This is a genomic window from Escherichia sp. MAL-1 (genome assembly GCF_052948035.1).
This window is the reverse complement of the sequence record NZ_CM129609.1, coordinates 1,003,394-1,029,288: the sequence shown is the minus strand read 5'-3', so window position 1 is coordinate 1,029,288 and position 25,895 is coordinate 1,003,394. Positions and strand designations below refer to the sequence as shown.

The window sequence follows — 25,895 nt, the reverse complement described above, 5'->3', positions numbered from 1 at the left end:
GATCTCTATTAACGAAAAAAGGGCCGGATGTACAGCACATCCGGCCCGTGAAATCAGATGCCGATATTTCTCAACTTCTCGCCTGCCATCAGTTTGCGTTCGATATGTTCCAGCGTGACATTTTTGGTTTCCGGAATGAGCCAGAAAGTGATGCCCACAAACGCAATGTTCAGCGCAGTGTAGAGCCAGAACGTACCGGCAGCGCCAATGCTGTCGAGCAGCGTCAGGAAGGTCGCGCCGATAATCATATTCGACACCCAGTTCGTGGTGGTCGAACAGGTAATACCGAAATCGCGGCATTTCAGCGGCTGAATTTCAGAGCACAGGATCCACACCACTGGCGCGGCGCTCATCGCATAACCGGCAATACACATCATCGTCATGCCAACAGAGAGCCAGGACAAGCCACTGGAAGCCGTACCGTTATCAAACTGCATCAGGCAATAGCCCAGCACCAGAGTGCCTAACGCCATCACGCTGAAACCAATTTTCAGAGCCGGTTTACGCCCTGCTTTATCTACCGTAAACACCGCAATAAAGGTGGCGAACATAAAGGTCAGCCCTACGACCAGAGTCGCAATCATCTGTTGTTCTGTGGTCGTAAAGCCCGCCATTTTGAAGATACGCGGCGCGTAGTACATGATGATGTTCATACCGGTAAACTGCTGCATCGCCTGCAACAACATACCGAGAAACACAGCACGACGGACGTTACGGTTGATCTTAAACAGTGCCCAACCGCCCTGTTTTAACTTCAGGCTTTCACGAATTTCGTTGAGTTCTTCTCGCGCTTTTTCCGACGTATCGCGCAGCATACGCAATACTTCTTCCGCCTCAATATGACGCCCCTTTTCCGCCAGCCAGCGCGGGCTATTTGGCAGGAAGACTACCAGAATAATCAGCAGAACTGCTGGTAAAGCAAGAACCCCCAACATTGCGCGCCAGTTACCGCTATAACTGAACGCTGTATCGGATAAAAACGCCAGCACGATGCCGAGTGTGACCATCAACTGGTACATACTGATCATCTTACCGCGAACGTTTTCACTTGCCATTTCAGAAAGATACAGAGGAGCGGTGTAAGACGCGATCCCGACAGCAATGCCCAGCACCACACGAGCGGCGATTAACATCTCTACGCTGGTCGCAAAAGCGGACCCTATAGAACCGAGTACAAACAGGATGGCCCCCGCCATCAGGCTGTATTTACGCCCCAGGCGGAACGACAGCCAACCATTAAACAGCGCACCAATTGCTGCACCGAGCATCATGCTACTAACCACCCATTCCTGCAAACGACTGGTCAGCACAAAGTGATCGGTAATGAACGGCAACGCTCCGGCGATTACGCCGATATCAAGACCAAATAACAATCCTGCGACCGCAGCAGCTACCGAAACAAACATATTCATACGCCGCGTATCCCGCAAAGAACGTGGCGTTAAAGCAGATTCCGTATTGATAGTAACCATTTTTTCCTGCCAGCAGAGAGTAAGACATAGTGAAAAAATACGTGAACAACTCACGCAGGTGTCAGGTCGGAAACAGCATAAATATGGATTAAATTGCTGCGACATGTCGTTATGTGATGGATATTCCAATTTTCAAATTAAGTTGAATTATTGAGATTATTATTAACCACCTAATTTTACAGCAGATAAAATTCATAAAGTTCATTAATTGATAATTAATATGGATTATTTCATAACCATGATATGGATTATGATGATCTACAGGTATAAAAAACCCTGCCATGCGGCAGGGTCATAAAAGTAAGAAGAATGAATTAACGCGCCAGCCAACCGCCATCCACGGCAATGGTATAACCATTCACATAATCTGAAGCGCTGGAGGCAAGGAACACTATCGGCCCCATCAGGTCACTCGGCAGTCCCCAACGACCAGCTGGAATGCGGTCGAGAATTTCCGCGCTACGTTGTTCATCTGCCCGTAGTTGTTGAGTATTGTTGGTCGCCATGTAACCCGGGGCTATCGCATTAACATTAATGTTGTGTTTAGCCCATTCGTTCGCCATCAATCGCGTCACACCCATCACGCCGCTTTTTGATGCGGTATAAGAAGGCACACGGATCCCGCCCTGGAAGGAGAGCATTGACGCGATATTGATAATCTTGCCGCCATTGCCTTGCGCGATAAAGTGTTTCGCCGCTGCCTGAGACATGAAGAATACGCTCTTGATATTCAGGTTCATGACATCGTCCCAGTCCTTTTCGCTGAACTCGAGAGCATCTTCGCGGCGAATCAATCCGGCGTTATTCACCAGGATATCAATATGACCAAACTCCGCTACCGCGCGATCCAGCAGTGCTGGAATACCATCAATCTTTCGCAGATCGGCGGTCAGGCTTAAAAAACGACGCCCCAGCGCTGTGACCTGCTCGATGGTTTCAGTCGGTTCAACGATGTTAATGCCAACAATGTCACAGCCCGCTTGCGCCAGCCCCAACGCCATCCCCTGACCCAGTCCAGTATCACAACCAGTGACGACCGCAACTTTACCTTCGAGAGAAAATGCACTTAAAATCATAACAATACCTTATTCGTTTATGCCCACAACTAGCGCAAATCTTTAACGGCCACATGGTCCATATCATCAAAGACCTGGTTTTCACCAACCATGCCCCAGATAAAGGTATAAGCTTTGGTTCCGACGCCGGAATGGATCGACCAGCTCGGGGAGATCACCGCCTGCTCGTTATGCATCACAATGTGACGCGTTTCTTGCGGTTGCCCCATCATGTGGAAAACGCAGGCGTCATCATCCATATTGAAATAGAAATAAACTTCCATCCGGCGCTCGTGGGTGTGACACGGCATGGTGTTCCACAAGTTACCTGGAGCCAGCTCCGTCAGCCCCATACTCAATTGGCAGGTTTCCAGCACATCCGGGACAAAATATTTGTTAATAGTGCGACGGTTACTGGTGAGGTTATCGCCTAACGTGACTGGAGATACTTCGTCCGGGGTGACTTTTTTGGTGGGATACGTCGTATGCGCGGGTGCGCAATTGTAATAAAACTTCGCCGGAGTGCCGGTATCAATACTGGCAAAGACAACTTCTTTTGCACCTTTACCAACATACAGGGCGTCGCGGTGACCGATTTCATAGCATTGGCCATCGACAGTAATCGTACCGGCACCGCCAATATTGATAACACCTAACTCGCGACGTTCAAGGAAATAGCTTACGCCGAGTTGTTTACCAACTTCCCCGCCAACGGAAACCGTTTTAGTTATCGGCATAATGCCGCCAACAATAATTCGGTCAATGTGGCTGTAAACCATGGTGTACTCATCGGCGACAAATACCTTTTCAACCAAAAATTCATTGCGCAGCCCTTGGGTATCCAGCGTTTTTGCGTGCGCACTGTGGATGCTCTGTCTTACGTCCACATCAACCTCCGATAATCAGTGAAGCGTGAAAATAGAAAACGATAGTGAAACACTGTTTTGTTTTCTCTATAAAGGGATGATATGCCCATGGGCTAGGGTTTTCAATTAAAAATAAAACAATGTTTCATTTTTAAGTTAAGGATTAAAAAAAGTGCAGTGTCGATCACGAATATGTCATGAGAATGGAAAAATGAGGGAGCCCAGAAAATGTATGTCGACTTGCCAGCCATCATTATTCAACAGATTAATGACGGCAGATATTTATCGGTAAGGAGGAAATGCAGAGCTATTCGTCACGTTCAATGGTCAATGCCACACCCTGGCCCCCGCCGATACAAAGCGTTGCCAGTCCTTTGCGGGCATTACGTTTCACCATTTCATGAACCAGAGAAACCAGGATTCGGCAACCGGAAGCGCCTATCGGGTGACCAAGTGCGATCGCACCACCATTGACATTGACCCGACGCTCATCCCACTCAAGCATCTTGCCAACCGAAAGCGCCTGTGCAGCAAACGCTTCATTAGCCTCGATAAGATCGACATCAGCCAACTGCCAGCCTACACGCTCCAGGCAACGGCGGGTCGCATACACCGGCGCAATTCCCATCAATGCCGGATCTACACCAACGCTGGCAAATGCGCGAATGCGGGCCAGCACGGGTAAATTCAACGCTCGTGCTTTGGCTTCGCTCATCATCATTACCGCAGCTGCGCCATCGTTTATGGATGATGCATTACCCGCTGTCACAGAACCGAGACTATCAAATGAAGGATTTAAACGGGCTAAACCTTCTGCACTGGCGTCAGTGCGTGGCTGTTCATCGGTATCAACAACCAACGTCTGACCGTTACTTTGGGTCATTACCGGGACGATCTCATCTTTAAATCGTCCGGCGTCAATCGCCGCTCGCGCTTTTTGTTGCGAGCTAAGTGCGTAAGCATCCTGCAATTGACGGCTGATGCCATATTCGCGAGCCAGATTTTCGGCGGTGACACCAATATGATAATCATTGAAGGCATCCCATAACCCATCATGCACAAGACTGTCAACCAGCTGGCTATTGCCAAGCTGTGCACCGGTGCGGCTATCAGTCAGAACATGTGGTGCGCGGCTCATGTTTTCCTGGCCACCGGCGATGACAATATCAGCCTCGCCACACTGTATCGCCTGAGTAGCCAGATGCAGTGCTTTAAGTCCGGAACCGCAGACGTCATTAATCGTGATTGCAGAAACGCTATTAGGCAGACCACCTTTAATAGCCGATTGCCTTGCCGGATTCTGCCCTGCCCCTGCAGTCAACACCTGACCAAGAATTACTTCATCCACCGCATATGCAGGAACGCCGGTACGTTCTATTAACGCTTTCACGACCAGACTACCAAGTTCCACGGCGGAATGACCCGCTAACGCACCGCGAAAGCAGCCGATAGGTGTCCGTAACGCCCCGACAATCACAACGTCTTTCATCACAACCTCGCACCAATTAACAGTGCAATAGTAAATGATTGTTAATTACAGTTATCTTAATTGTTTAAAAAAAGTGATTTTTATCACAAAGGAAATATGCCTGAGCAGTAGTCAGAGTCATAACTGGCACGTAAGGTTTGCAACCACTAACCCACCAATAGAGGGGTAGATAGGGCGTTAATCTCCCATACTTAACCTGGTTTATGGTAAATTGCCCTCCATTTTGTTTAATTTGTAGATGATACGTTCAGATAATGTCTAATATTTGGTCTAAAGAAGAAACTCTGTGGAGTTTCGCGCTCTACGGCACAGCCGTTGGTGCAGGCACGCTCTTCCTTCCTATTCAGTTAGGTTCGGCAGGGGCTGTGGTCCTGTTTATTACTGCTCTGGTCGCCTGGCCTTTAACATATTGGCCACATAAAGCCTTATGCCAGTTCATCCTCTCATCGAAAACATCAGCAGGTGAAGGGATAACGGGCGCAGTAACACACTACTATGGCAAGAAGATTGGTAATCTGATTACCACGCTGTACTTCATCGCCTTTTTTGTCGTCGTGTTGATATATGCAGTGGCAATTACCAACTCACTTACGGAACAGCTGGCAAAGCATATGGTTATTGATCTTCGCATCCGTATGTTGGTGAGTCTGGGTGTTGTATTAATCCTGAATCTCATTTTTCTGATGGGACGCCATGCAACCATTCGGGTAATGGGTTTTTTGGTATTCCCATTGATTGCCTATTTCTTATTTCTTTCCATTTACCTTGTCGGTAGTTGGCAACCTGATCTATTAACGACCCAGGTAGAGTTCAATCAGAATACCCTTCACCAGATATGGATATCGATTCCCGTGATGGTTTTCGCCTTTAGCCATACGCCCATTATTTCTACGTTTGCCATAGACAGACGTGAAAAATATGGCGAACACGCTATGGATAAATGCAAAAAAATTATGAAAGTCGCTTATCTCATCATCTGCATAAGTGTACTGTTCTTTGTCTTTAGCTGCCTGCTTTCTATTCCACCTTCGTATATTGAAGCGGCTAAAGAAGAAGGGGTCACCATTTTATCGGCGCTTTCTATGCTGCCGAACGCCCCAGCATGGCTGTCAATTTCCGGGATTATTGTCGCAGTAGTTGCGATGTCGAAATCATTCCTGGGTACGTACTTTGGCGTTATTGAAGGTGCCACGGAGGTCGTCAAAACAACACTACAGCAGGTTGGTGTAAAGAAAAGTCGTGCATTTAACCGCGCACTATCAATTATGTTGGTATCGCTGATCACCTTCATTGTTTGTTGCATTAACCCGAACGCGATTTCGATGATTTACGCGATCAGCGGCCCGCTCATTGCCATGATACTTTTCATCATGCCTACGTTGTCAACGTATCTGATCCCGGCGCTTAAACCCTGGCGTTCCATCGGAAATCTGATTACGCTGATCGTGGGTATCCTGTGCGTATCGGTAATGTTCTTTAGCTGATATCCATTGTGAATGGTTCAAAATTGCTACAATTTTGAACCATTCCAGTTTTCATAATGTTCATTCGTTATTATTCCGCACTATCACTTCCCTCATCATATCCTAGTATTATCAGTTAGTTAAACACACAAAGAGATCTGAACATCTTAAATAAGACTATTTAAGATGCATAACTTAGATTCGCAAGATATCTTCCGGTCATTCAAAAACAATTTGCGATATAGATATTCTCATACCATGAGATAGTTATCTGAACCACCCTCAACCAGGTAAGATTAAATCAGTGAAACATAATCATATTTAATAACGAGAAATGCATTTTAAAATGTCTTAATCAGAATTATAGCAAATACAGATTAATCGCAATTTTTCCCAGCAAAATTACAAAATCATGGTGTATTGACATCATCAATCACCAATGAAATTATGCAATTATATACGGATAGGGAGGTTCTTAACATGGGGCTTTGTAGTCGTTATAAAAGTCTTACATGCAATAGTTGCTCAATGCATTGCCAAATAATGCCAGAAGAGTCACCGCGTTTGCAGTACTGCGCAAACTCGTGTTTTTGTATGTGGCCCGAAGAAAGTTCATATTTTAATCGTGGTGTGGTAGAAGGTATCTTAACAAAAAACCACAATGCGAGATTAAGCGGATATATTTTTGTCGATTTTTCAGTAAGTTTTTTACGTCTATTCCTTGAAAAAGACTGGATTGACTATCTTGCAAGTACTGACATGGGGATTGTTTTAGTCAGCGACCGCAATATGCAATCGTTAGCTAATTACTGGCGAAAACACAACTCAGCAATATCTGCTGTCATATATAATGATGATGGTCTTGATGTTGCCAATGAAAAGATCAGACAACTATTTATTGGTCGTTATTTATCATTTACCAGAGGTAACACATTAACTCAGATGGAATTCACCATAATGGGGTATATGGTTTCTGGTTATAATCCATATCAGATTGCTGAAGTTCTGGATATGGATATCCGTAGCATCTACGCGTACAAGCAACGAATCGAAAAGAGAATGGGTGGTAAAATAAACGAATTATTTATTCGTTCACATTCGGTCCAACATTGATACTCAACGACCAGCCAGAATCATACTCTGTTTATACGGGCATTTATTGAAATGTCCGTATTTTATAAATAGGCCGTCCCCTCAAGAGTAAACACCATAGTATTTAAAACCATCACACGAAAAATTCAGAAGCATTACGAAATATGAATTTACAAACAATAGTGGCATAAATGTTAACCATGTTAATTTACGTAAAGTTTTACGTTGCAACATTAAAGCCTCATTTCAATCATCATGATAAATATAAAATTAATATATATTTATGCCGTAAATACCAATATACTTAGCAAACTATGTGATCTCCATTTCGATTGATTTAGTGTTTATTGACGTATGCACTGGATTATTAACGATAATATCGAGTTCTGGCCTGAGCACCGAAAATTAATATCGGTACATAACGCCGATCTTAACGTCGTTCTGACAACGCCAGCCAGTCGATGTTTATCACTTCTACTTGAAGCTTTTCCTGATGTGGTTGCACAACAAGATTTTTTCACCAGAGTCTGGGAAGAAGAAGGTATGCGTGTGCCTACTAACACGTTATATCAGAACATATCCATTATCAGACGCGGATTTCGCGCTGTTGGTGATACTACCCACTCGCTAATTGCAACCGTGCCGAGAAGAGGATTCAAGATCCATAATGACATTAACATACAAAATCATGTAATAAACTCGTCAACAGACGCACATACACACAATGCCCCACCTGCCATAAAAGTTAATGCGGGATACAAAGAGAGCATTGGTGGCGCAAAGAATTTCAATAACAAAATCCTCAAACATATAAAAAGTCATCTAATTATGTTGAGCGCATTTGTCATAGGCGCATATTCTGCATATTGGCTATGGAATAATAATCAACCGAAGCCATTTTTCAAGGATTACAAGACTGTTGCGGAAATTAATGGCTGCCATTTTAATGTAACAGAAGATACAATTGATGGGTTGAAAGAGTTCGATAAATATAAAACACGGATACTGGATTCGGGGATTAACTGTAAAAAACATCCGTGGTTATACTTCCCTCTTGCAAAATCCTCACCGGGGATGATTGTTATGGCATGCAATAAAAACTATAACCAACATGAAGTGGCAGACTGTTTAACCCTGTCTTACCGTGAGGTTAATCGTGATTGATTATAAAAAAAACTTATTATTTATTTTAGTTTTTATCAGTGGGTTTATTCTCTTCACTGTCTATTCTTACACTGCAGAAAAAATGATATATAACGAAACATGCACTGCAAATTGGGTAATTTTTAATGACCAGGGACGAGCAAATCTTACCATCGACTTTATGTATAACAAAAAAAATAAAACAGGAACTGTTGCGTTGAGTGGAACCTGGCAACAAGGTAACAGAGAAAGTAAATCAATACGGCGAAATATTGAATACACATGGATTGAAAACTATGACACAGCCCATTTAACATCAAAGAAAGTTAATAAGTTTGAGATTATGGATCAAGTTGATGATGATAGACTTGCACAACTTATTCCTGATTTTTATGTCTTTCCAGAAAAAAGTGTAAGCTATAATATACTAAAGCAAGGTAAGCATGCTTTTATTTTGAGCATTGGTAACAGAGCAATAATGCATTGTGCAAGGTAAACTAAAATAGATAACAAAAAGATGGAACCTCGTTAATCATAAAACAATAAAATTAAATATTCTCGCAGTATATGGCAGTCTAGAGCATCAAAGTTTTGATCAACATCTTTCATTTTAGACATCTCCTTGCAATGTAAAATATCATGTATCAACAACATCTGGTGCAAATCCATGAGTCGAACTCGACATTCATCTTAGCTCGATTATTATTCCTTCGTACAGTCGATGTAAACAATACAGAAAGAGGATTATTAAGAACCAGTTTACTCAGTGAATCAATAGAGGAAAGGACTAACGTTTCTTTAAAAGAATTGATTTCATCATCTGTTAAACTAAACTCATCATTGACAGATCGTGAGATATAACTGTTTTTAACTTTACTCTTTACGTTGACTTTATTGACAGAATTAACATTCACATATCTTGATTTTAATGTCCATGATGTTGTTTGCGTGAGAACATTCTCAGCATTAAGGAATTTTTTTAACGGAATCCTTGGTTTCTTTTTCGAGTCCGAATTTACAATATCATGCATATAGACCATTTCATGAATCTGCGAAAATTCAATGTCCATTGTATACCTCACATTTTTACCGTGACTCGATGTTACTGTTCAATAATCACCTTCCATCAATACTAAAATTAATACCCCTAATGTGCCGATAACAAATATAGTCATTCTACGTAACGTCTCCATAAGGTGATAACCTTGATCAAATGAATTTCGAATATAATAAAGGAAATCTTTTGAGATGTTTATCACGAATAAAGCTATTTATGTTACCAATATCATTTCGAGTGCGCACACTATCTATCTGTTTTTTCGAGATATAAAAAACAACGTGTAAGTTATGTAAATTGCCGATGCTACTTAGTAACATTATGGTAAAAAAAGTAAAAATGAGCGATTTTTGATAGAATAAAGCATGAGAAAAGGTGATATTTGACATTATCAGAAGCTGCGAATTCGGATTTTGCTCTAATCAAATGAGAGAAATGTAAAATGAAGCCACGAAATATTAATAATAGCCTACCACTGCAACCATTAGTTCCTGATCAGGAGAACAAAAATAAGAAAAATGAAGAGAAATCCGTTAATCCAGTTAAAATCACAATGGGGTCTGGTTTAAATTATATTGAACAAGAATCTCTTGGAGGAAAATATCTAACACATGATTTGTCAATAAAGATAGCGGATATTTCTGAAGAGATAATTCAGCAAGCAATATTATCTGCTATGAGCATATATAAATTTTCGATAACAGATGATTTAATGAGTATGGCTGTAAATGAACTCATAAAACTGACCAAAATAGAGAATAATGTAGACCTGAATAAATTCACTACTATATGCACAGACGTTCTATCCCCCCTCGTCACCAGACATAATAAAGAAAAAAACAAACGACATTCTACCCTTCTCAAAAATCCCCTTTTTAATTTTCATTGAAAAAATGGCAATTGATACTATGAATCCAGGTCATACACATTAAGGCATTTATGTAATGTCGTAATTAAGATAACTAATAAGGTGAATATTAGTAAAACAACTAATGATATTATTAGTTTGTAGTGAACAGTACTTTTACCAATAATGAAAATATACCATAAGCAATGCAAGCTTAAAACTAATAATTTAAAAAAGATAAATGTAAAAATATTAATGAGTCAATCAATAATAATTTAGCATCACGAGACACATCACAGAGGAATATTATGAGCACAGAAACAATTGAAATATTCAATAATAGTGATGAATGGGCAAATCAACTAAAACACGCATTATCGAAAGGAGAAAATCTGGCATTACTACATGGTTTAACTCCTGATATCCTTGATAGAATATATGCATATGCATTCGACTACCATGAAAAGGGTAATATAACGGACGCAGAAATTTATTATAAATTTTTGTGCATTTATGCGTTCGAAAATCATGAGTATCTAAAAGATTTTGCATCAGTATGTCAGCCAAAAAAGAAATATCAACAAGCATATGACCTTTACAAACTAAGTTACAATTACTCCCCGTATGATGACTATTCAGTTATTTATCGTATGGGTCAATGTCAGATTGGGGCTAAAAATATCGATAACGCAATGCAATGTTTCTATCACATTATTAACAATTGTGAGGATGATAGTGTTAAGAGTAAAGCGCAGGCATATATTGAACTCTTAAACGATAATTCAGAAGATAATGGCTAAGCATTACAATCATTTGGTTAAATTTGCTGGTTATAGTGCAGTTAACCACTATAACCAGCACCTATTATGTTTTCTTAAATCAGCATCTTAAAACAGTTAAGAGCATACTATAAATCATTATTTTTCAATGCGTTAGAGAACAATCTACTTTATAAAAATTGAATAAGGTTATTTCAGATTACATCACTGAATTCCTAAGATAAATTAGTGAACACAACCATAGATATGTCGAATGTAATTTCCTGTAGCATTAATGACACATAAATATGAATAGCCATAATTTCTATTGCTTAAGCAGGATGCAAGAAACCAATTTTTTCATAGAGGTTAACTAATGGACTTAGAAAATAAATTCTCATATCATTTTCTTGAGGGATTAACGCTCACGGAAGATGGAATTCTTACTCAAGGAAATGAGCAAGTTTATATTCCACAGAAAGAGTTAGGTGTATTAATAGTATTACTTGAATCCGCTGGTCATGTTGTACTGAAAGATATGATCATCGAATCAGTATGGAAAAATATTATTGTTAGTGACGAGTCCCTGACAAGATGTATCTATTCTTTGCGCTGCATTTTTGAAAAAATTGGCTATGATCGTTGCATAGAAACAATCTACCGGAAAGGTTATCGTTTCAGCGGGCAGGTTTTCAAAACTAAAATTAATGAAGATAATACTTCAGACTATTCCATAGCTATATTCCCTTTCACTACTTCATTGAATACACTGGATCCATTAATACTTAATCAGGAATTAGTGCAAATCATTTCAAATAAAAAAATCGATGGTCTCTATACCTATCCGATGGCTGCGACAAATTTTTGTAATGATCACATATCTCAAAATTCATTCTTGAGCAGATTCAAGCCAGATTATTTCGTTACAGGAAGAATAAACCAGAATAATGCAGTGAACACTTTATACATTGAGTTGATCGACGCTAAAAACCTTTTCCTCATCGCCAGTAATCATCTCCCTGTTGATGAACTACATAATACATCACAATTTATTATAGATAATATCCTTCAAACGGTACATAAACCAGAACGATCTGTAAGATTAGCTAAGCAGGACCAAGGATATAAGAATCATTATTTATCAGATGAAATGTTAGCCGGAAAGAAAGAACTTTACGACTTCACCCCTGAAAGCATTTACAGGGCCATGACTATATTTGATAGATTACAAAATAAAAGTGATATACAGACGCTAAAAACAGAATGTTATTGCCTTCTAGCGGAATGCCATATGTCTTTGGCACTTCATGGAAAAAGTGAACTTGAACTTGCTGCTCAAAAAGCATTAGAGCTTTTAGATTATGTATCAGACATAACCACTGTCGATGGAAAAATTTTAGCTATTATGGGACTGATAACTGGTCTGTCTGGACAAGCAAAAGTATCTCATATCTTATTTGAACAGGCTAAGATACACTCAACTGATATAGCCTCTCTCTACTACTATAGGGCACTAGTCCACTTTCATAATGAAAAAATTGAAGAGGCAAGGATTTGTATAGACAAATCACTACAACTCGAACCCAGAAGACGAAAAGCAGTTGTGATAAAAGAATGTGTAGATATGTATGTGCCTAACCCGCTCAAAAACAACATTAAACTCTACTATAAAGAAACTGAGAGTGAAAGCCATCGAGTTATAATTGACAACATTTTGAAATTAAAGCAGCTGACGAGAATTTGTATGCGATAAATTTTTATTGACGCAATTTTATTATTTAGATGTATGCAACTTGTTATTTAAACAACAGAGATAAAAATATCTAAGATATTCACCTTATTGCAAGGTATTTAAAATGCTCTAGAGTTAAAAGTATGATGTAAAGACCATTGGCCTGGACAATTAAAAAAGGGAGCTTTATGACTAATCCAATCGGTATCAATAATTTATCTCAAAGTTCAAATATAGCGAATGCAACGGGTGATGAAGTCGTATCATTAGATAAACACATCAACACCAGTGCTACTGATACAGATCAAATACAAGCATTTATAGTTTCAACATGGATGGCGTCTTTTCAAAATGATATGTATTCAGAAGATAATCCTATCTCACCTTACTATAAAATTGAATGGTAGACGATTGACCAAATAAATCATAACGAGATACTTTTATAATAGTATCTCGTTCCTTTCATTCAATCCTCACACATGAAAAAATATGCACTCACCAAAAGTTAAATTCTTAACCATCTTCACGTTTTGTATATTTATTACAAACAGTCTTTCGCCAGCAACTCTTGCTCTAATGAAGCAGGAACAATGTTCAGAATCGAACCAAATTTAATTAAAGCTATCGCTCTTGTTGAAAGCAATCTAAAAAAGGATAGCATAGGCAAGAACAGAGATAAGAATAACAATATAAAGAGTTTAGATTATGGGTTAATGCAGATAAACCAGATGCATATTCCCCTGTTAAAAAAACGTGGAATAATAAAAGATGAACGAGATTTGTTAGATAACCCTTGTCTGAACATTAAAATAGGAACCGAGATTTTATATAACCATTTTTCACGTTGTGGAGTAACGTGGCAATGCCTGGGGACTTATAATGCGGGTTTTGCAATGGATAACCAAAAAAAGAGACAGCAATATGCCCCAAAATATATATTGTATATACCAGGCTTAATGAACTAGACAATCGTAAGGCTTCAGCAAAATGAGCCTAAAGCCTCTTTTTTTTATATAGTGCAAACACCCATACGTAAAGCTGTTTTGATCAACTCGATACCACTGTGAACATCTAATTTCTTCATGATATTGAGTCTATGAGTTTCGACTGTTTTCCTGCTTAACTGCAAGAAATTAGCGATTTCTTTGTTTGTTTTACCATCAGCTATGAGTTGTAATATTTCTGACTCACGATTTGTAAGTTGATTATCAGAGGAATACCTGGAAGATATTTTTTCACAATCCATATGTACACTATCAAAATAAGTGTAACCATTACTAATCGAATCAATAGCACGATTTAGTTTCGCCGGGTGACTGGTTTTCCATACGCATCCTTTCGCACCTGCTTCAAGCAATTTTATTGAATCAATATACGGCATCTTTGCTACAAATGTAATAATATGAGCATCTATCTTATGCGATTTAACCCATTTTACGAGTTCGGACCCCATCATTCCACCTGCAAATTCTCCTAAAATAAATATTTGGGCTGTAGATTTGTTACACTCCGCTATAGCTTTCTTCAGATCTTTATAGCCCCCAACAACCTCATATAAATCAGGATAATGTCCGAGAAATCCAATTATCCCATCAATCATAAACGGCTGCTGATCTGAAACTACAATTTTAATTTTTCCCATATATTCATCCTGAGTGTAAATGCTTTAACGTATTCATTTATAATCATCCCTTCCATTATTATAAGCAAAATCCAAAGAATACATTGATGAAATAATAATGAAATATAATTAAAAATAAAATTTTTGCGTAAAAAAATACCACAGACATTAAAAAATAATGAGATGATTAAAATATTACAATTAGATTATATTCAAATCATTAAACCTGAGCCAGTGAGCTATAAGTCCTCAGGGCTTGCCAAAACAGAATTATTCATATCCAAAGAATGTGTTTCAAACATTTTTTCAACTAAATAATGTCTGGCTTGTTCGCAGATTTCGTTAACCTTGTCAGGGGAGAAACAATGATTATTAATTAAATATTGCTCACAATTATCCACAAATTCCTGCGGACTAAATTCAGCAATAAATTGATCGGTAAAAAACACAAAACGCTTATCATCATGAAATGTAATATGGACATTCCATATTGATTTGTCGACAAAATATGACTCTACTTCAAGATACTTATCTTTGAAACTGGTAGGTATATAGAGATTTACAGGACCTGATATTGCCGGTAATTTTTTTCTCCAACTTTCAAAAATTTTGATAAAAACATCAACTTCCTCTGAGGATTTTAACAATATACTCTTCAGATCGTTTATCATGTTTATTCTTTTTTTTCTAGTTCTGAGCTCAACAAGCTTATCAAGGGGGTAATGACTCCAACTTATTGATAGTGTTTTATGTTCAGATAATGCCCGATGACTTTGTCATGCAGCTCCACCGATTTTGAGAACGACAGCGACTTCCGTCCCAGCCGTGCCAGGTGCTGCCTCAGATTCAGGTTATGCCGCTCAATTCGCTGCGTATATCGCTTGCTGATTACGTGCAGCTTTCCCTTCAGGCGGGATTCATACAGCGGCCAGCCATCCGTCATCCATATCACCACGTCAAAGGGTGACAGCAGGCTCATAAGACGCCCCAGCGTCGCCATAGTGCGTTCACCGAATACGTGCGCAACAACCGTCTTCCGGAGCCTGTCATACGCGTAAAACAGCCAGCGCTGGCGCGATTTAGCCCCGACATAGCCCCACTGTTCGTCCATTTCCGCGCAGACGATGACGTCACTGCCCGGCTGTATGCGCGAGGTTACCGACTGCGGCCTGAGTTTTTTAAGTGATGTAAAATCGTGTTGAGGCCAACGCCCATAATGCGGGCTGTTGCCCGGCATCCAACGCCATTCATGGCCATATCAATGATTTTCTGGTGCGTACCGGGTTGAGAAGCGGTGTAAGTGAACTGCAGTTGCCATGTTTTACGGCAGTGAGAGCAGAGATAGCGCTGATGTCCGGCGGTGCTTTTGCCGTTACGCACCACCCCGTCAGTAGCTGAACAGGAGGGACAGCTGATAGAAACAGAAGCCACTGGAGCACCTCAAAAACACCATCATACACTAAATCAGTAAGTTGGCAGCATCACCGTCTTCATTGATATGAATATAAACGGTTCCCGCCTCAGTGGTCCTGACGTCTTTGACCTGTAGTTGGGCTATTTCATTGAGTCTCGCCCCAGTGATAGCAGCCAAGGCGGTAACATAATAATGATACGGCTTACCAGAAGGTCTCTGTGAGTAAACTTGGGCGGCAGCCAGTAGTTGTCCTACCTGCTCCGTAGAGAAAGCATTACGCGCCTCAGAGGCTTTACGCTGGGGAACCTTAAGCTCTAGCCCTTCTGTCATATTCTTTTTAATCAGGTCATTACGCACGGCCCACTTGAAAACAGCCGCCATCTTAATGAGATATTTATTATTGATGGTAACAATATCCAGACAATCGGTTTTATCCTCACGACCTAGCAGGTCAACCAACGGAACATCTTTGAAACGCTGCTTACGATTCTTCGGCAATTGCTGGAGGATATCCCGAACCCTAAGCATATCCGCACGAGCTAACACATTGGCGTCAGCATTGAGGCCCAGATAATCAAAAACTTCGATTAACGCAGCATGAGAAGCTTTGTTTTCTCGTAATGTTGCTGGCTTCCAGTTCTGGGCGTTTTCCTGCTCGTACTGCTCAAAGAGAGAAGCAACGGTTACGCAGTGTTTGCCTTCAGTAATGCTTGTTTTTTGGGGAGCACTAACAGATAGAGTTGCAGAGGCTTGGCCATTAGCCCCAGCAGCAGCATCAAATCCATCTATATAATCTATAAGTGGCTGGCTATCTCCCGCTTCAATGCGCTTCATGCAGGCCTTGAGTACATTAAGAGCCTCATTAATATAGCGATGCTGGTCAATAGTCAGTGGCTCGCTTGCCAGAGCATGGACAAGATTCTCTCCCACTTCCCCATACTGGTCACGGTATAGATCTCTCATATCTGGCTCGAAGAGGTCTGAACGACCTGTAGACAACTCCCACTCTGCGATGTCCCTCAGGTGTTCCCTCATTTCCTCATAGGAGGCGTTGGGTCTGTCTGCATGGATTGCCCTAAGTGCTGCCTTGATTTGCCGTGAGTAAGCCATAGCTGTACGTCTATCCTTAGTCCGTAGTGATACTGACGCTATTTTATAACGGCTATGGGAAGGATGTGAAACGGTCAGGCGATCTGTGGACTTCATCCTGAGGCGGATATAAAAGACGCCATTGCGCTGATAAAGATAGGTTTTTGAGTTGAGCATGTACTGAGATCTTAAGTCTGCTCACTATTTCAACAAATTTAGTTACAGTGTTGGTTACAGTGAGTAAAACTAGCGGAAGGCTTAAAGCCGTATCCCTTAGGATTCAGTAGGTTGGAGTACTTTAAGAAAGGTCATGGAGCGGGCGAAGGGAATCGAACCCTCGTATAGAGCTTGGGAAGCTCTCGTTCTACCATTGAACTACGCCCGCTTCGAGATGCGTAAGGCATTATAAACCTTACGCTCTCCTTAGCAAGTGCCACGCTGCTGACTGCTGATTAATTCGCCATCAGCATTTTGGCTTGCTGCCCTGAGGCGGCAAGTAACGTAGCGGATCAATTGCCGTTGCACGGTAACGAATCTGGAAATGCAGGCGAACAGATGCCGCATCCGTGCTCCCCATAGTGGCGATTTTTTGCCCAGCCTTCACGCTTTGCCCATTATTTACCAGCATCGTGTCATTATGGGCGTAAGCCGTAATGTAATCTTCACTGTGTTTAATCATGATGAGATTACCGTAGCCACGCAGCTGGTTGCCCACATACACCACCTTTCCTGCACCCGCGGCGTAAATAGGTGTACCCCGTGGAGCTGAGATATCAATCCCTTTATTGCCGCCATCTGCTGTCGAATACGGCATGATAACTTTCCCTGTCGTTGGCCATAACCAACAACGTTGCCCTACTGGCGGCCAGGATGATTTCGGTACCGCTGATGACGGTGTAACCGATGCGGTTTTGGTCGTTGATTTGGCGGTTGATTTACGTGTAATACTGCTACTTTTCGCCCCACCCAGTTTTAGTTTCTGACCAACTTCAATGGTGTAAGGGGGGGAAATGCCGTTCAGTCGCGCCAGTTCTTTTACGCTGGTTCCCGTGGTGCGCGAAATACGATATAGCGTATCCCCCCGTTTCACGGTGTAAACGGAGCCGGAATACGTTCCTGTATCGGATGATTTGCTACCCGAACAGCCCGCCAAAAGCAGTCCAACCGATAACAACATCACGATACCCAGAGATTTTTTATTCAGGCGTCCCGCACTCAAAATCTTTCCTCGCTTAAAAAACAAGACGCCTTATCATAGCAGCCAGCCTCTTGATACCCAATCTCTTGCTTCTGGAAAAACGTGGTAATAGAGAAAGAGGTTAATTTCATTTGGCAAAGGGAAGTATCATCAGCAAAATATTCGCTGTAGAGGTATCGAACTTCCTGACTTTTTACCCTATTTCCCATCCTGATGCGTAATAATCCCAATTTATCACATTGATTTTATCGCCACTCATATTGATACGTATCACTGCCCCTATTCAGAGTCCTGTTTCGTATCATATCTGTGTTTTTTTAACGTCATCACACTTCCTACCTCCCCTAACGCTTATCGTCGTTTCTGGCGTAAATCTTGCCTGCTTAGACTAAATCTTTGCCATAAGAACCAAATGTTCAAATCGAGGGGATTTCTATGGAAGCGCGGGAAGCAACCGCTACGGGTGAATCATGCATGCGCGTCGATGCCATTGCTAAGGTCACCGGGCGGGCACGATATACTGACGATTATGTTATGGCGGGCATGTGTTATGCGAAATATGTACGTAGCCCTATCGCACATGGTTATGCCGTAAGTATTAATGATGAACAAGCCAGAAGTTTGCCGGGCGTACTGGCGATTTTTACCTGGGAAGATGTGCCTGATATTCCATTCGCTACAGCTGGGCATGCCTGGACACTTGACGAAAACAAGCGCGATACCGCCGATCGCGCACTGCTAACTCGCCATGTTCGTCATCATGGTGACGCCGTTGCCATCGTCGTGGCCCGCGATGAACTCACGGCAGAAAAAGCGGCGCAATTGGTCAGCATTGAGTGGCAAGAATTACCCGTTATCACCACGCCAGAAGCGGCGCTGGCAGAAGACGCTGCACCAATCCATAACGGTGGCAATTTACTGAAACAAAGCACGATGTCGACGGGTAATGTCCAACAAACAATCGATGCCGCCGACTACCAGGTACAGGGGCACTATCAGACCCCCGTTATTCAACATTGTCACATGGAAAGCGTAACATCGCTGGCGTGGATGGAGGATGACTCGCGAATTACCATCGTTTCCAGCACCCAGATCCCGCACATTGTTCGCCGCGTGGTTGGTCAGGCGCTGGATATTCCCTGGTCATGCGTACGAGTCATCAAACCATTTGTCGGTGGCGGTTTTGGTAATAAACAGGATGTACTGGAAGAGCCAATGGCGGCATTCCTGACCAGCAAGCTTGGCGGCATTCCGGTGAAAGTTTCCCTTAGCCGTGAAGAGTGTTTCCTCGCAACCCGTACCCGCCACGCTTTTACCATTGACGGGCAAATGGGCGTGAACCGCGACGGAACATTGAAAGGTTATAGTCTGGATGTTCTGTCTAACACCGGCGCTTATGCATCTCACGGGCACTCCATCGCTTCTGCGGGGGGGAATAAAGTCGCTTACCTTTATCCTCGTTGTGCCTACGCTTACAGTTCAAAGACCTGCTATACCAACCTCCCCTCGGCTGGTGCGATGCGTGGTTATGGCGCGCCACAAGTCGTATTTGCCGTTGAGTCTATGCTTGATGACGCCGCGACAGCGTTAGGTATTGATCCTGTTGAAATTCGTTTACGCAACGCCGCCCGCGAAGGAGATGCTAATCCGCTCACGGGCAAACGTATTTACAGCGCAGGGTTGCCGGAGTGTCTTGAAAAAGGCCGGAAAATCTTTGAATGGGAAAAACGCCGTGCAGAATGCCAGAACCAGCAAGGCAATTTGCGCCGCGGCGTTGGCGTCGCCTGTTTTAGCTACACCTCTAACACCTGGCCTGTCGGCGTAGAAATAGCAGGCGCGCGCCTTCTGATGAATCAGGATGGAACCATCAACGTGCAAAGCGGCGCGACGGAAATCGGTCAGGGTGCCGACACCGTCTTCTCGCAAATGGTGGCAGAAACCGTGGGGGTTCCGGTCAGCGACGTTCGCGTTATTTCAACTCAAGATACCGACGTTACGCCGTTCGATCCCGGCGCATTTGCCTCACGCCAGAGCTATGTTGCCGCGCCTGCGCTGCGCAGTGCGGCACTATTATTAAAAGAGAAAATCATCGCTCACGCCGCAGTCATGCTACATCAGTCAGCGATGAATCTGACCCTGATAAAAGGCCATATCGTGCTGGTTGAACGACCGGAAGAGCCGTTAATGTCGTTAAAAGATTTGGCGATGGACGCTTTCTACCACCCTGAACGCGGCGGGCAGCTCTCTGCTGAAAGCTCCATCAAAACCACCACTAACCCACCGGCGTTTGGCTGTACCTTTGTTGATCTGACGGTCGATATTGCGCTGTGCAAAGTCACCATCAACCGCATCCTCAACGTTCATGATTCAGGGCATATTCTTAATCCACTGCTGGCAGAAGGTCAGGTACACGGCGGAATGGGAATGGGCATTGGCTGGGCGCTATTTGAAGAGATGATCATCGATGCTAAAAGCGGCGTGGTCCGTAACCCCAATCTGCTGGATTACAAAATGCCGACCATGCCGGATCTGCCACAACTGGAAAGCGCGTTCGTCGAAATCAATGAGCCGCAATCCGCATACGGACATAAGTCACTGGGTGAGCCACCAATAATTCCTGTTGCCGCTGCTATTCGTAACGCGGTGAAGATGGCTACCGGTGTTGCAATCAATACACTGCCGCTGACGCCAAAACGGTTATATGAAGAGTTCCATCTGGCAGGATTGATTTGAGGATAACATCATGTTTGATTTTGCTTCTTACCATCGCGCAGCAACCCTTGCCGATGCCATCAACCTGCTGGCTGACAACCCGCAGGCCAAACTGCTCGCCGGTGGCACTGACGTACTGATTCAGCTCCACCATCACAATGACCGTTATCGCCATATTGTTGATATTCATAATCTGGCGGAGCTGCGGGGAATTACGCTGGCGGAAGATGGCTCGCTACGTATCGGCTCTGCAACGACATTTACCCAGCTAATAGAAGATCCTATAACTCAACGTCATCTCCCGGCGTTATGTGCTGCGGCCACGTCCATTGCTGGACCGCAGATCCGTAACGTCGCTACCTACGGTGGAAATATTTGCAACGGTGCCACCAGCGCAGATTCTGCCACGCCAACGCTAATTTATGACGCGAAACTGGAGATCCACTCCCCGCGCGGTGTTCGTTTCGTCCCGATTAATGGCTTTCACACCGGGCCGGGCAAAGTGTCTCTTGAGCATGACGAAATCCTCGTCGCCTTTCATTTTCCGCCACAGCCGAAAGAACACGCGGGCAGCGCGCATTTTAAATATGCCATGCGCGACGCAATGGATATTTCAACGATTGGCTGCGCCGCACATTGCCGACTGGATAACGGCAATTTCAGCGAATTACGCCTGGCATTTGGTGTTGCCGCGCCAACGCCGATTCGCTGCCAACATGCCGAACAGACTGCACAAAATGCGCCATTAAACCTGCAAACGCTGGAAGCTATCAGCGAATCTGTCCTGCAAGATGTCGCCCCGCGTTCTTCATGGCGGGCCAGTAAAGAGTTTCGTCTGCATCTCATCCAGACGATGACCAAAAAAGTGATTAGCGAAGCCGTCGCCGCGGCGGGGGGAAAATTGCAATGAATCACAGCGAAACAATTACCATCGAATGCACCATTAACGGGATGCCTTTTCAGCTTCACGCCGCACCAGGCACGCCGCTCTCGGAATTACTCCGCGAACAAGGACTGCTAAGTGTCAAACAAGGGTGCTGCGTGGGTGAATGTGGTGCCTGTACGGTGTTGGTCGACGGCACAGCAATAGACAGTTGCTTATACCTTGCCGCCTGGGCTGAAGGAAAAGAGATCCGCACGCTGGAAGGTGAAGCGAAAGGCGGAAAACTTTCTCATGTTCAGCAGGCTTATGCGAAATCCGGCGCAGTGCAGTGCGGGTTTTGTACGCCTGGCCTGATTATGGCTACCACGGCAATGCTGGCGAAACCACGCGAGAAGCCATTAACCATTACGGAAATTCGTCGCGGACTGGCGGGAAATCTTTGTCGCTGCACGGGGTATCAGATGATTGTAAATACAGTTCTGGATTGCGAGAAAACGAAGTAAAAGGATATCCGGCCTGAATTCAGGCCGGATTCACTGAGGTTATGTGTTTAACAACTCATATTTCTTAATCTTGCGATAGAGCGTAGCAATGCCGATGCCCAGTTCATCAGCAACTTGCTTCTTGCTGTTATGACGTGAAAGCGCCTCGCGGATCATTTGCTTTTCCATCTCCTCCAGCGCCGTGCCGCCCGCATCATCGAGTGACAGGTGCGCCTCACTGACCTCTGTTACATCACTTTGCTCCGTTGTGCCATTATTCAGCAGATTTGGCGGCAATAGCGTGCTGTCGATAACTTCACCTGAAGGAACCACGTTAACCAGATATTCCATCAAATTGCTTAACTCGCGCAGGTTTCCGGGCCAACGATGCTTACGCAATATTTCGACGACATCGGGAGCAATGCCAGGATAAACCGATCCCAGACGACGGGTATGCAGATGTAAAAAGTAATGCACCAATAGTTCAATATCTTCCTGACGTTCACGCAGCGGTGGCAGAGTTATCGGGATAACATTAAGTCGGTAGAAGAGATCTTCGCGGAATTTACCTTCGGCAATGAACTGGGCCAAATTCTGATTAGTTGCAGAAATGATGCGAATGTCGACTTGTATTGGGCTACTGGCACCAATCGGCAGAATTTCACGTGCCTCAATAGCGCGCAGTAATTTAGCCTGCAACATTAATGGCATATCACCTATTTCATCGAGAAACAGCGTGCCCGTATTCGCCGCCTGAATCAACCCTGTTTTACCGTTGGCAGAAGCGCCAGTAAATGCACCTTTAACATAACCGAACAGTTCGCTCTCCAGAAGCTGCTCCGGAATCGCGGCACAGTTGATAGCAATAAAGGGTTTATTCCGTCTTCCGCTCAACTTATGGATTGCACGGGCGACGACTTCTTTACCCGTGCCGCTTTCACCAACCACCATAACGCTGGATGGGCTGGGTGCAATACGGCTAATGAGTCGTTTTAATTGCCGCATAACACGGCACTCGCCAACCAATTGTTCAATATGCGGTTCATCAGGTGCATTTGCTACAGAAAAACTGGTATGCGATTGGTGAAACGCCATTAAAAATAATTGTCGTCCCTGAATGTTATGCAATTGACCAATGATTAATTCACTTTTATCGTCCCATGAAACAATATGCTGCATATGTCCATGGGTAAAATTACTCTCAAATGTTAATGGTCTGAAACGGATAGGTTTCCCAATAATATTATTTTGCACAACACCAAATGTTTTTAAGGCAGTCTGATTAACAAACTGAACCCGATTTTCATCATCTACAACTAATACGCCCTGATCCATATTATCGATCATGGTCGCAAATATTTTACTGATGTTATCTCCTGGCCCCTGATCCTCCAGAAGTTTCGAAACAAAAATGGTGGATATATGGCGAACGTAATCAGAAAATTCGCGTAAATTATCACTGATATGCTCTTGTTGCTCGTGGGTAACGGCAATCAAACTTATCACCCCAACACAACGATCCTGTAAAATGACAGGCGTACCCAGAAATGCTTTTTCGCGGCAATTTTCTTTACTATCGCAACCTTCGCAAAGGGGATCGAAGCGAGACTGTGTCACAACTTTTTCAGTTTTCGTTTCCAGGACGTGGCGGAGCAGGCGTGAGTTGCCGCTCAACTGGCGACCAAGAAACTTCCCATACGCGCCCGTTCCGGCGACGCGACACAAGTTTTCATCAACGATCTCAACCTCAAGCTGCAAAACGCTGGCAAGCATTCTGGCAAAACGCTGAATTGTCGGTTGAATTTGCATCAATACTGACTGCGTAGTAGCAAGCTCCATAGCTTTACCTTCCAGACTTACTTAAAAGTCGATCATTGAAGACGTTGATGGTTCACAGATCATGATGATATTAACTCAGGCGAAATTGGCTTTGATAAAAATATAAGATTTTTATCATTTTCTAATGAAATTATGGAAGAGATATCACATTTCTATATCAATATGAGAATTACGGCGGTGAGTTTATCAAACTGAAGAGAGATAGCCTGCCCCTTTATCTTATTTCTGATACTTAGCAGCAAATAAATAACGCGATAAAAAAAGCCAAACGTTTTCGTATTTTACAAACAACCAGAAGCTGGCATCAATTTGTGATCAACCCCACACATTATCCGTCAAATTAGTCTTTTGCAGCCGCGCGGATAATTCTGGCACACTTATTGTTAGTCCCAGGTATAGCTGTGAAAACACCAATCACTTTGGCAAGTCACAGTGAAATAAACCACTTTGCCTGTCATTCCACTACCGGGACTTTATGATGAAAACTGTTAATGAGCTGATTAAGGATATCAATTCGCTGACCTCTCACCTTCACGAGAAAGATTTTTTGTTAACGTGGGAACAGACGCCAGATGAACTGAAACAAGTACTGGACGTTGCCGCAGCATTAAAAGCACTGCGTGCTGAAAACATCTCAACCAAAGTCTTTAATAGTGGATTAGGTATTTCCGTATTCCGCGACAACTCCACCCGTACCCGCTTCTCTTATGCTTCCGCGCTTAACCTGCTCGGCCTTGCACAACAAGATCTCGACGAAGGCAAATCACAAATCGCTCACGGCGAAACCGTGCGTGAAACCGCCAATATGATCTCCTTCTGCGCCGACGCTATTGGTATTCGCGACGATATGTATCTGGGCGCAGGCAACGCCTATATGCGTGAAGTTGGCGCTGCACTTGATGACGGTTACAAGCAGGGTGTACTGCCACAGCGTCCGGCTTTAGTGAACCTGCAATGCGATATTGACCACCCGACTCAGTCAATGGCTGACCTCGCGTGGTTACGTGAACACTTTGGTTCACTGGAAAACCTGAAAGGTAAAAAAATCGCCATGACCTGGGCCTACTCTCCAAGCTATGGCAAACCGCTCTCTGTACCACAAGGCATCATCGGTCTGATGACTCGCTTCGGTATGGATGTCACCCTGGCCCATCCGGAAGGCTACGACCTGATCCCGGATGTGGTTGAAGTGGCGAAAAACAATGCTAAAGCCTCCGGTGGTAGCTTCCGTCAGGTCACCAGCATGGAAGAAGCCTTCAAAGACGCAGACATCGTTTATCCGAAGTCATGGGCACCTTACAAAGTGATGGAAGAGCGTACTGAATTGCTGCGTGCGAACGATCACGAAGGCTTAAAAGCACTGGAAAAACAGTGTCTGGCACAGAACGCGCAACACAAAGACTGGCATTGTACTGAAGAGATGATGGAACTGACCCGTGATGGCGAAGCCCTGTACATGCACTGCCTGCCAGCTGATATCAGCGGCGTATCCTGTAAAGAAGGTGAAGTGACTGAAGGCGTATTCGAAAAATACCGTATCGCTACCTACAAAGAAGCCAGCTGGAAGCCTTATATCATCGCCGCGATGATCCTGTCCCGTAAATACGCCAAACCAGGTGCACTGCTCGAGCAACTGCTGAAAGAAGCGCAAGAACGCGTGAAATAACCCCTCGGGCCGATCAG

General features: G+C 43.4%; 21 protein-coding genes, 1 tRNA gene and 4 pseudogenes. 13 read left to right on the top strand and 13 right to left on the bottom strand.

What is annotated here, in order from left to right:
- Positions 1–53: 53 nt before the first annotated feature.
- From araE to ACU8XX_RS05045, 4 genes are all read right to left on the bottom strand, one after another.
- Entirely contained in the window at positions 54–1,472 is a 1,419-nt protein-coding gene (gene araE / locus ACU8XX_RS05060; protein ID WP_000256437.1) for an arabinose-proton symporter AraE, read from the bottom strand.
- A 314-nt stretch (positions 1,473–1,786) separates the two neighbouring features.
- Positions 1,787–2,548: a 2-dehydro-3-deoxy-D-gluconate 5-dehydrogenase KduD gene (gene kduD / locus ACU8XX_RS05055; protein ID WP_000603502.1), complete on the bottom strand. Its 762-nt coding sequence runs from the start codon at positions 2,546–2,548 to the stop codon at positions 1,787–1,789.
- A 29-nt stretch (positions 2,549–2,577) separates the two neighbouring features.
- Positions 2,578–3,414 (bottom strand): 5-dehydro-4-deoxy-D-glucuronate isomerase, encoded by an 837-nt coding sequence (gene kduI / locus ACU8XX_RS05050; protein WP_000383237.1) that lies wholly within the window; start codon positions 3,412–3,414, stop codon positions 2,578–2,580.
- 286 nt (positions 3,415–3,700) lie between these two features.
- Positions 3,701–4,882, bottom strand: a complete 1,182-nt coding sequence (locus tag ACU8XX_RS05045; protein ID WP_000656029.1) for an acetyl-CoA C-acetyltransferase — start codon at positions 4,880–4,882, stop codon at positions 3,701–3,703.
- 254 nt (positions 4,883–5,136) lie between these two features.
- On the opposite strand from ACU8XX_RS05045, the gene ACU8XX_RS05040 reads away from it, so the two are divergent.
- The 4 genes from ACU8XX_RS05040 to yqeJ all read left to right on the top strand — a co-directional run bounded on the left by ACU8XX_RS05040 (position 5,137) and on the right by yqeJ (position 9,076).
- Positions 5,137–6,366, top strand: coding sequence for an amino acid permease (locus ACU8XX_RS05040; RefSeq protein WP_000065950.1), 1,230 nt, complete (start codon positions 5,137–5,139; stop codon positions 6,364–6,366).
- 459 nt (positions 6,367–6,825) lie between these two features.
- Complete coding sequence (locus tag ACU8XX_RS05035; protein WP_001305805.1) at positions 6,826–7,458, top strand: helix-turn-helix transcriptional regulator; 633 nt, start codon at positions 6,826–6,828, stop codon at positions 7,456–7,458.
- A 333-nt stretch (positions 7,459–7,791) separates the two neighbouring features.
- On the top strand, positions 7,792–8,601 hold the full coding sequence (locus tag ACU8XX_RS05030) for a winged helix-turn-helix domain-containing protein (RefSeq protein WP_016242365.1): 810 nt from the start codon (positions 7,792–7,794) through the stop codon (positions 8,599–8,601).
- Positions 8,594–9,076, top strand: coding sequence for a protein YqeJ (gene yqeJ / locus ACU8XX_RS05025; protein WP_000568339.1), 483 nt, complete (start codon positions 8,594–8,596; stop codon positions 9,074–9,076). Before ACU8XX_RS05030 ends, yqeJ begins: the two co-directional genes overlap by 8 nt.
- 32 nt (positions 9,077–9,108) lie before the next feature.
- Here yqeJ and ACU8XX_RS05020 read toward each other — a convergent pair whose 3' ends face one another.
- Together ACU8XX_RS05020 and yqeK are read right to left on the bottom strand one after the other, a co-directional pair.
- Complete coding sequence (locus tag ACU8XX_RS05020; RefSeq protein WP_000655821.1) at positions 9,109–9,189, bottom strand: hypothetical protein; 81 nt, start codon at positions 9,187–9,189, stop codon at positions 9,109–9,111.
- Positions 9,190–9,224: 35 nt separating this feature from the next.
- The gene (yqeK, locus tag ACU8XX_RS05015) at positions 9,225–9,650 is read right to left on the bottom strand and encodes a protein YqeK (protein WP_001356275.1); all 426 of its coding nucleotides are present in this window, start codon (positions 9,648–9,650) and stop codon (positions 9,225–9,227) included.
- 429 nt (positions 9,651–10,079) lie between these two features.
- On the opposite strand from yqeK, the pseudogene ACU8XX_RS05010 reads away from it, so the two are divergent.
- The 5 genes and pseudogenes from ACU8XX_RS05010 to ACU8XX_RS04990 all read left to right on the top strand — a co-directional run bounded on the left by ACU8XX_RS05010 (position 10,080) and on the right by ACU8XX_RS04990 (position 13,965).
- Positions 10,080–10,569 (top strand): annotated as a pseudogene (locus ACU8XX_RS05010) (hypothetical protein).
- Positions 10,570–10,792: 223 nt separating this feature from the next.
- Entirely contained in the window at positions 10,793–11,284 is a 492-nt protein-coding gene (locus tag ACU8XX_RS05005) for a tetratricopeptide repeat protein (protein WP_000102786.1), read from the top strand.
- Between the two features lie 334 nt (positions 11,285–11,618).
- Positions 11,619–12,995: a HilA family transcriptional regulator YgeH gene (gene ygeH, locus ACU8XX_RS05000; protein ID WP_000362702.1), complete on the top strand. Its 1,377-nt coding sequence runs from the start codon at positions 11,619–11,621 to the stop codon at positions 12,993–12,995.
- 167 nt (positions 12,996–13,162) lie between these two features.
- On the top strand, positions 13,163–13,381 hold the full coding sequence (gene ygeI, locus ACU8XX_RS04995) for a protein YgeI (RefSeq protein WP_000184092.1): 219 nt from the start codon (positions 13,163–13,165) through the stop codon (positions 13,379–13,381).
- A gap of 82 nt (positions 13,382–13,463) precedes the next feature.
- Positions 13,464–13,965: pseudogene (locus ACU8XX_RS04990) on the top strand (lytic transglycosylase domain-containing protein).
- An 18-nt stretch (positions 13,966–13,983) separates the two neighbouring features.
- Here ACU8XX_RS04990 and ACU8XX_RS04985 read toward each other — a convergent pair.
- From ACU8XX_RS04985 to actS, 6 genes and pseudogenes are all read right to left on the bottom strand, one after another.
- Complete coding sequence (locus tag ACU8XX_RS04985; protein WP_000516289.1) at positions 13,984–14,616, bottom strand: LuxR C-terminal-related transcriptional regulator; 633 nt, start codon at positions 14,614–14,616, stop codon at positions 13,984–13,986.
- Positions 14,617–14,834: 218 nt separating this feature from the next.
- Positions 14,835–15,310 (bottom strand): annotated as a pseudogene (locus ACU8XX_RS04980) (hypothetical protein); the annotation flags it as partial.
- 18 nt (positions 15,311–15,328) lie between these two features.
- Positions 15,329–16,026 (bottom strand): IS1-like element IS1A family transposase gene (locus ACU8XX_RS04975; RefSeq protein WP_240765375.1). Its coding sequence is split into 2 segments (ribosomal slippage): positions 15,329–15,777 and positions 15,777–16,026, totalling 699 coding nucleotides; the frame shifts between segments, so codons are not numbered across the junction.
- Between the two features lie 55 nt (positions 16,027–16,081).
- Positions 16,082–17,275 (bottom strand): annotated as a pseudogene (locus ACU8XX_RS04970) (integrase); the annotation flags it as partial.
- Positions 17,276–17,409: 134 nt separating this feature from the next.
- A tRNA-Gly gene (locus tag ACU8XX_RS04965) sits at positions 17,410–17,483 on the bottom strand.
- A gap of 78 nt (positions 17,484–17,561) precedes the next feature.
- Complete coding sequence (actS, locus tag ACU8XX_RS04960) at positions 17,562–18,317, bottom strand: amidase activator ActS (RefSeq protein WP_001301085.1); 756 nt, start codon at positions 18,315–18,317, stop codon at positions 17,562–17,564.
- Positions 18,318–18,731: 414 nt separating this feature from the next.
- Between actS and xdhA the strand changes: the two genes are divergently transcribed.
- Genes xdhA through xdhC form a run of 3 tightly spaced genes read left to right on the top strand, consistent with a single transcriptional unit; the run spans position 18,732 to position 22,394 of the window.
- On the top strand, positions 18,732–21,029 hold the full coding sequence (gene xdhA / locus ACU8XX_RS04955; protein ID WP_000388150.1) for a xanthine dehydrogenase molybdenum-binding subunit XdhA: 2,298 nt from the start codon (positions 18,732–18,734) through the stop codon (positions 21,027–21,029).
- A gap of 10 nt (positions 21,030–21,039) precedes the next feature.
- A complete protein-coding gene (xdhB, locus tag ACU8XX_RS04950) occupies positions 21,040–21,918 on the top strand; it encodes a xanthine dehydrogenase FAD-binding subunit XdhB (RefSeq protein WP_000459182.1) in 879 nt (292 codons plus the stop codon).
- Positions 21,915–22,394, top strand: a complete 480-nt coding sequence (gene xdhC / locus ACU8XX_RS04945) for a xanthine dehydrogenase iron sulfur-binding subunit XdhC (protein ID WP_001016605.1) — start codon at positions 21,915–21,917, stop codon at positions 22,392–22,394. Before xdhB ends, xdhC begins: the two co-directional genes overlap by 4 nt.
- Positions 22,395–22,433: 39 nt before the next feature.
- On the opposite strand, the gene ACU8XX_RS04940 is transcribed toward xdhC, so the two are convergent.
- Positions 22,434–24,212, bottom strand: a complete 1,779-nt coding sequence (locus ACU8XX_RS04940; protein ID WP_089640234.1) for a sigma-54 interaction domain-containing protein — start codon at positions 24,210–24,212, stop codon at positions 22,434–22,436.
- A gap of 478 nt (positions 24,213–24,690) precedes the next feature.
- On the opposite strand from ACU8XX_RS04940, the gene ygeW reads away from it, so the two are divergent.
- Positions 24,691–25,878, top strand: coding sequence for a knotted carbamoyltransferase YgeW (gene ygeW / locus ACU8XX_RS04935; RefSeq protein ID WP_000859787.1), 1,188 nt, complete (start codon positions 24,691–24,693; stop codon positions 25,876–25,878).
- The last annotated feature ends 17 nt before the right edge of the window (positions 25,879–25,895 follow it).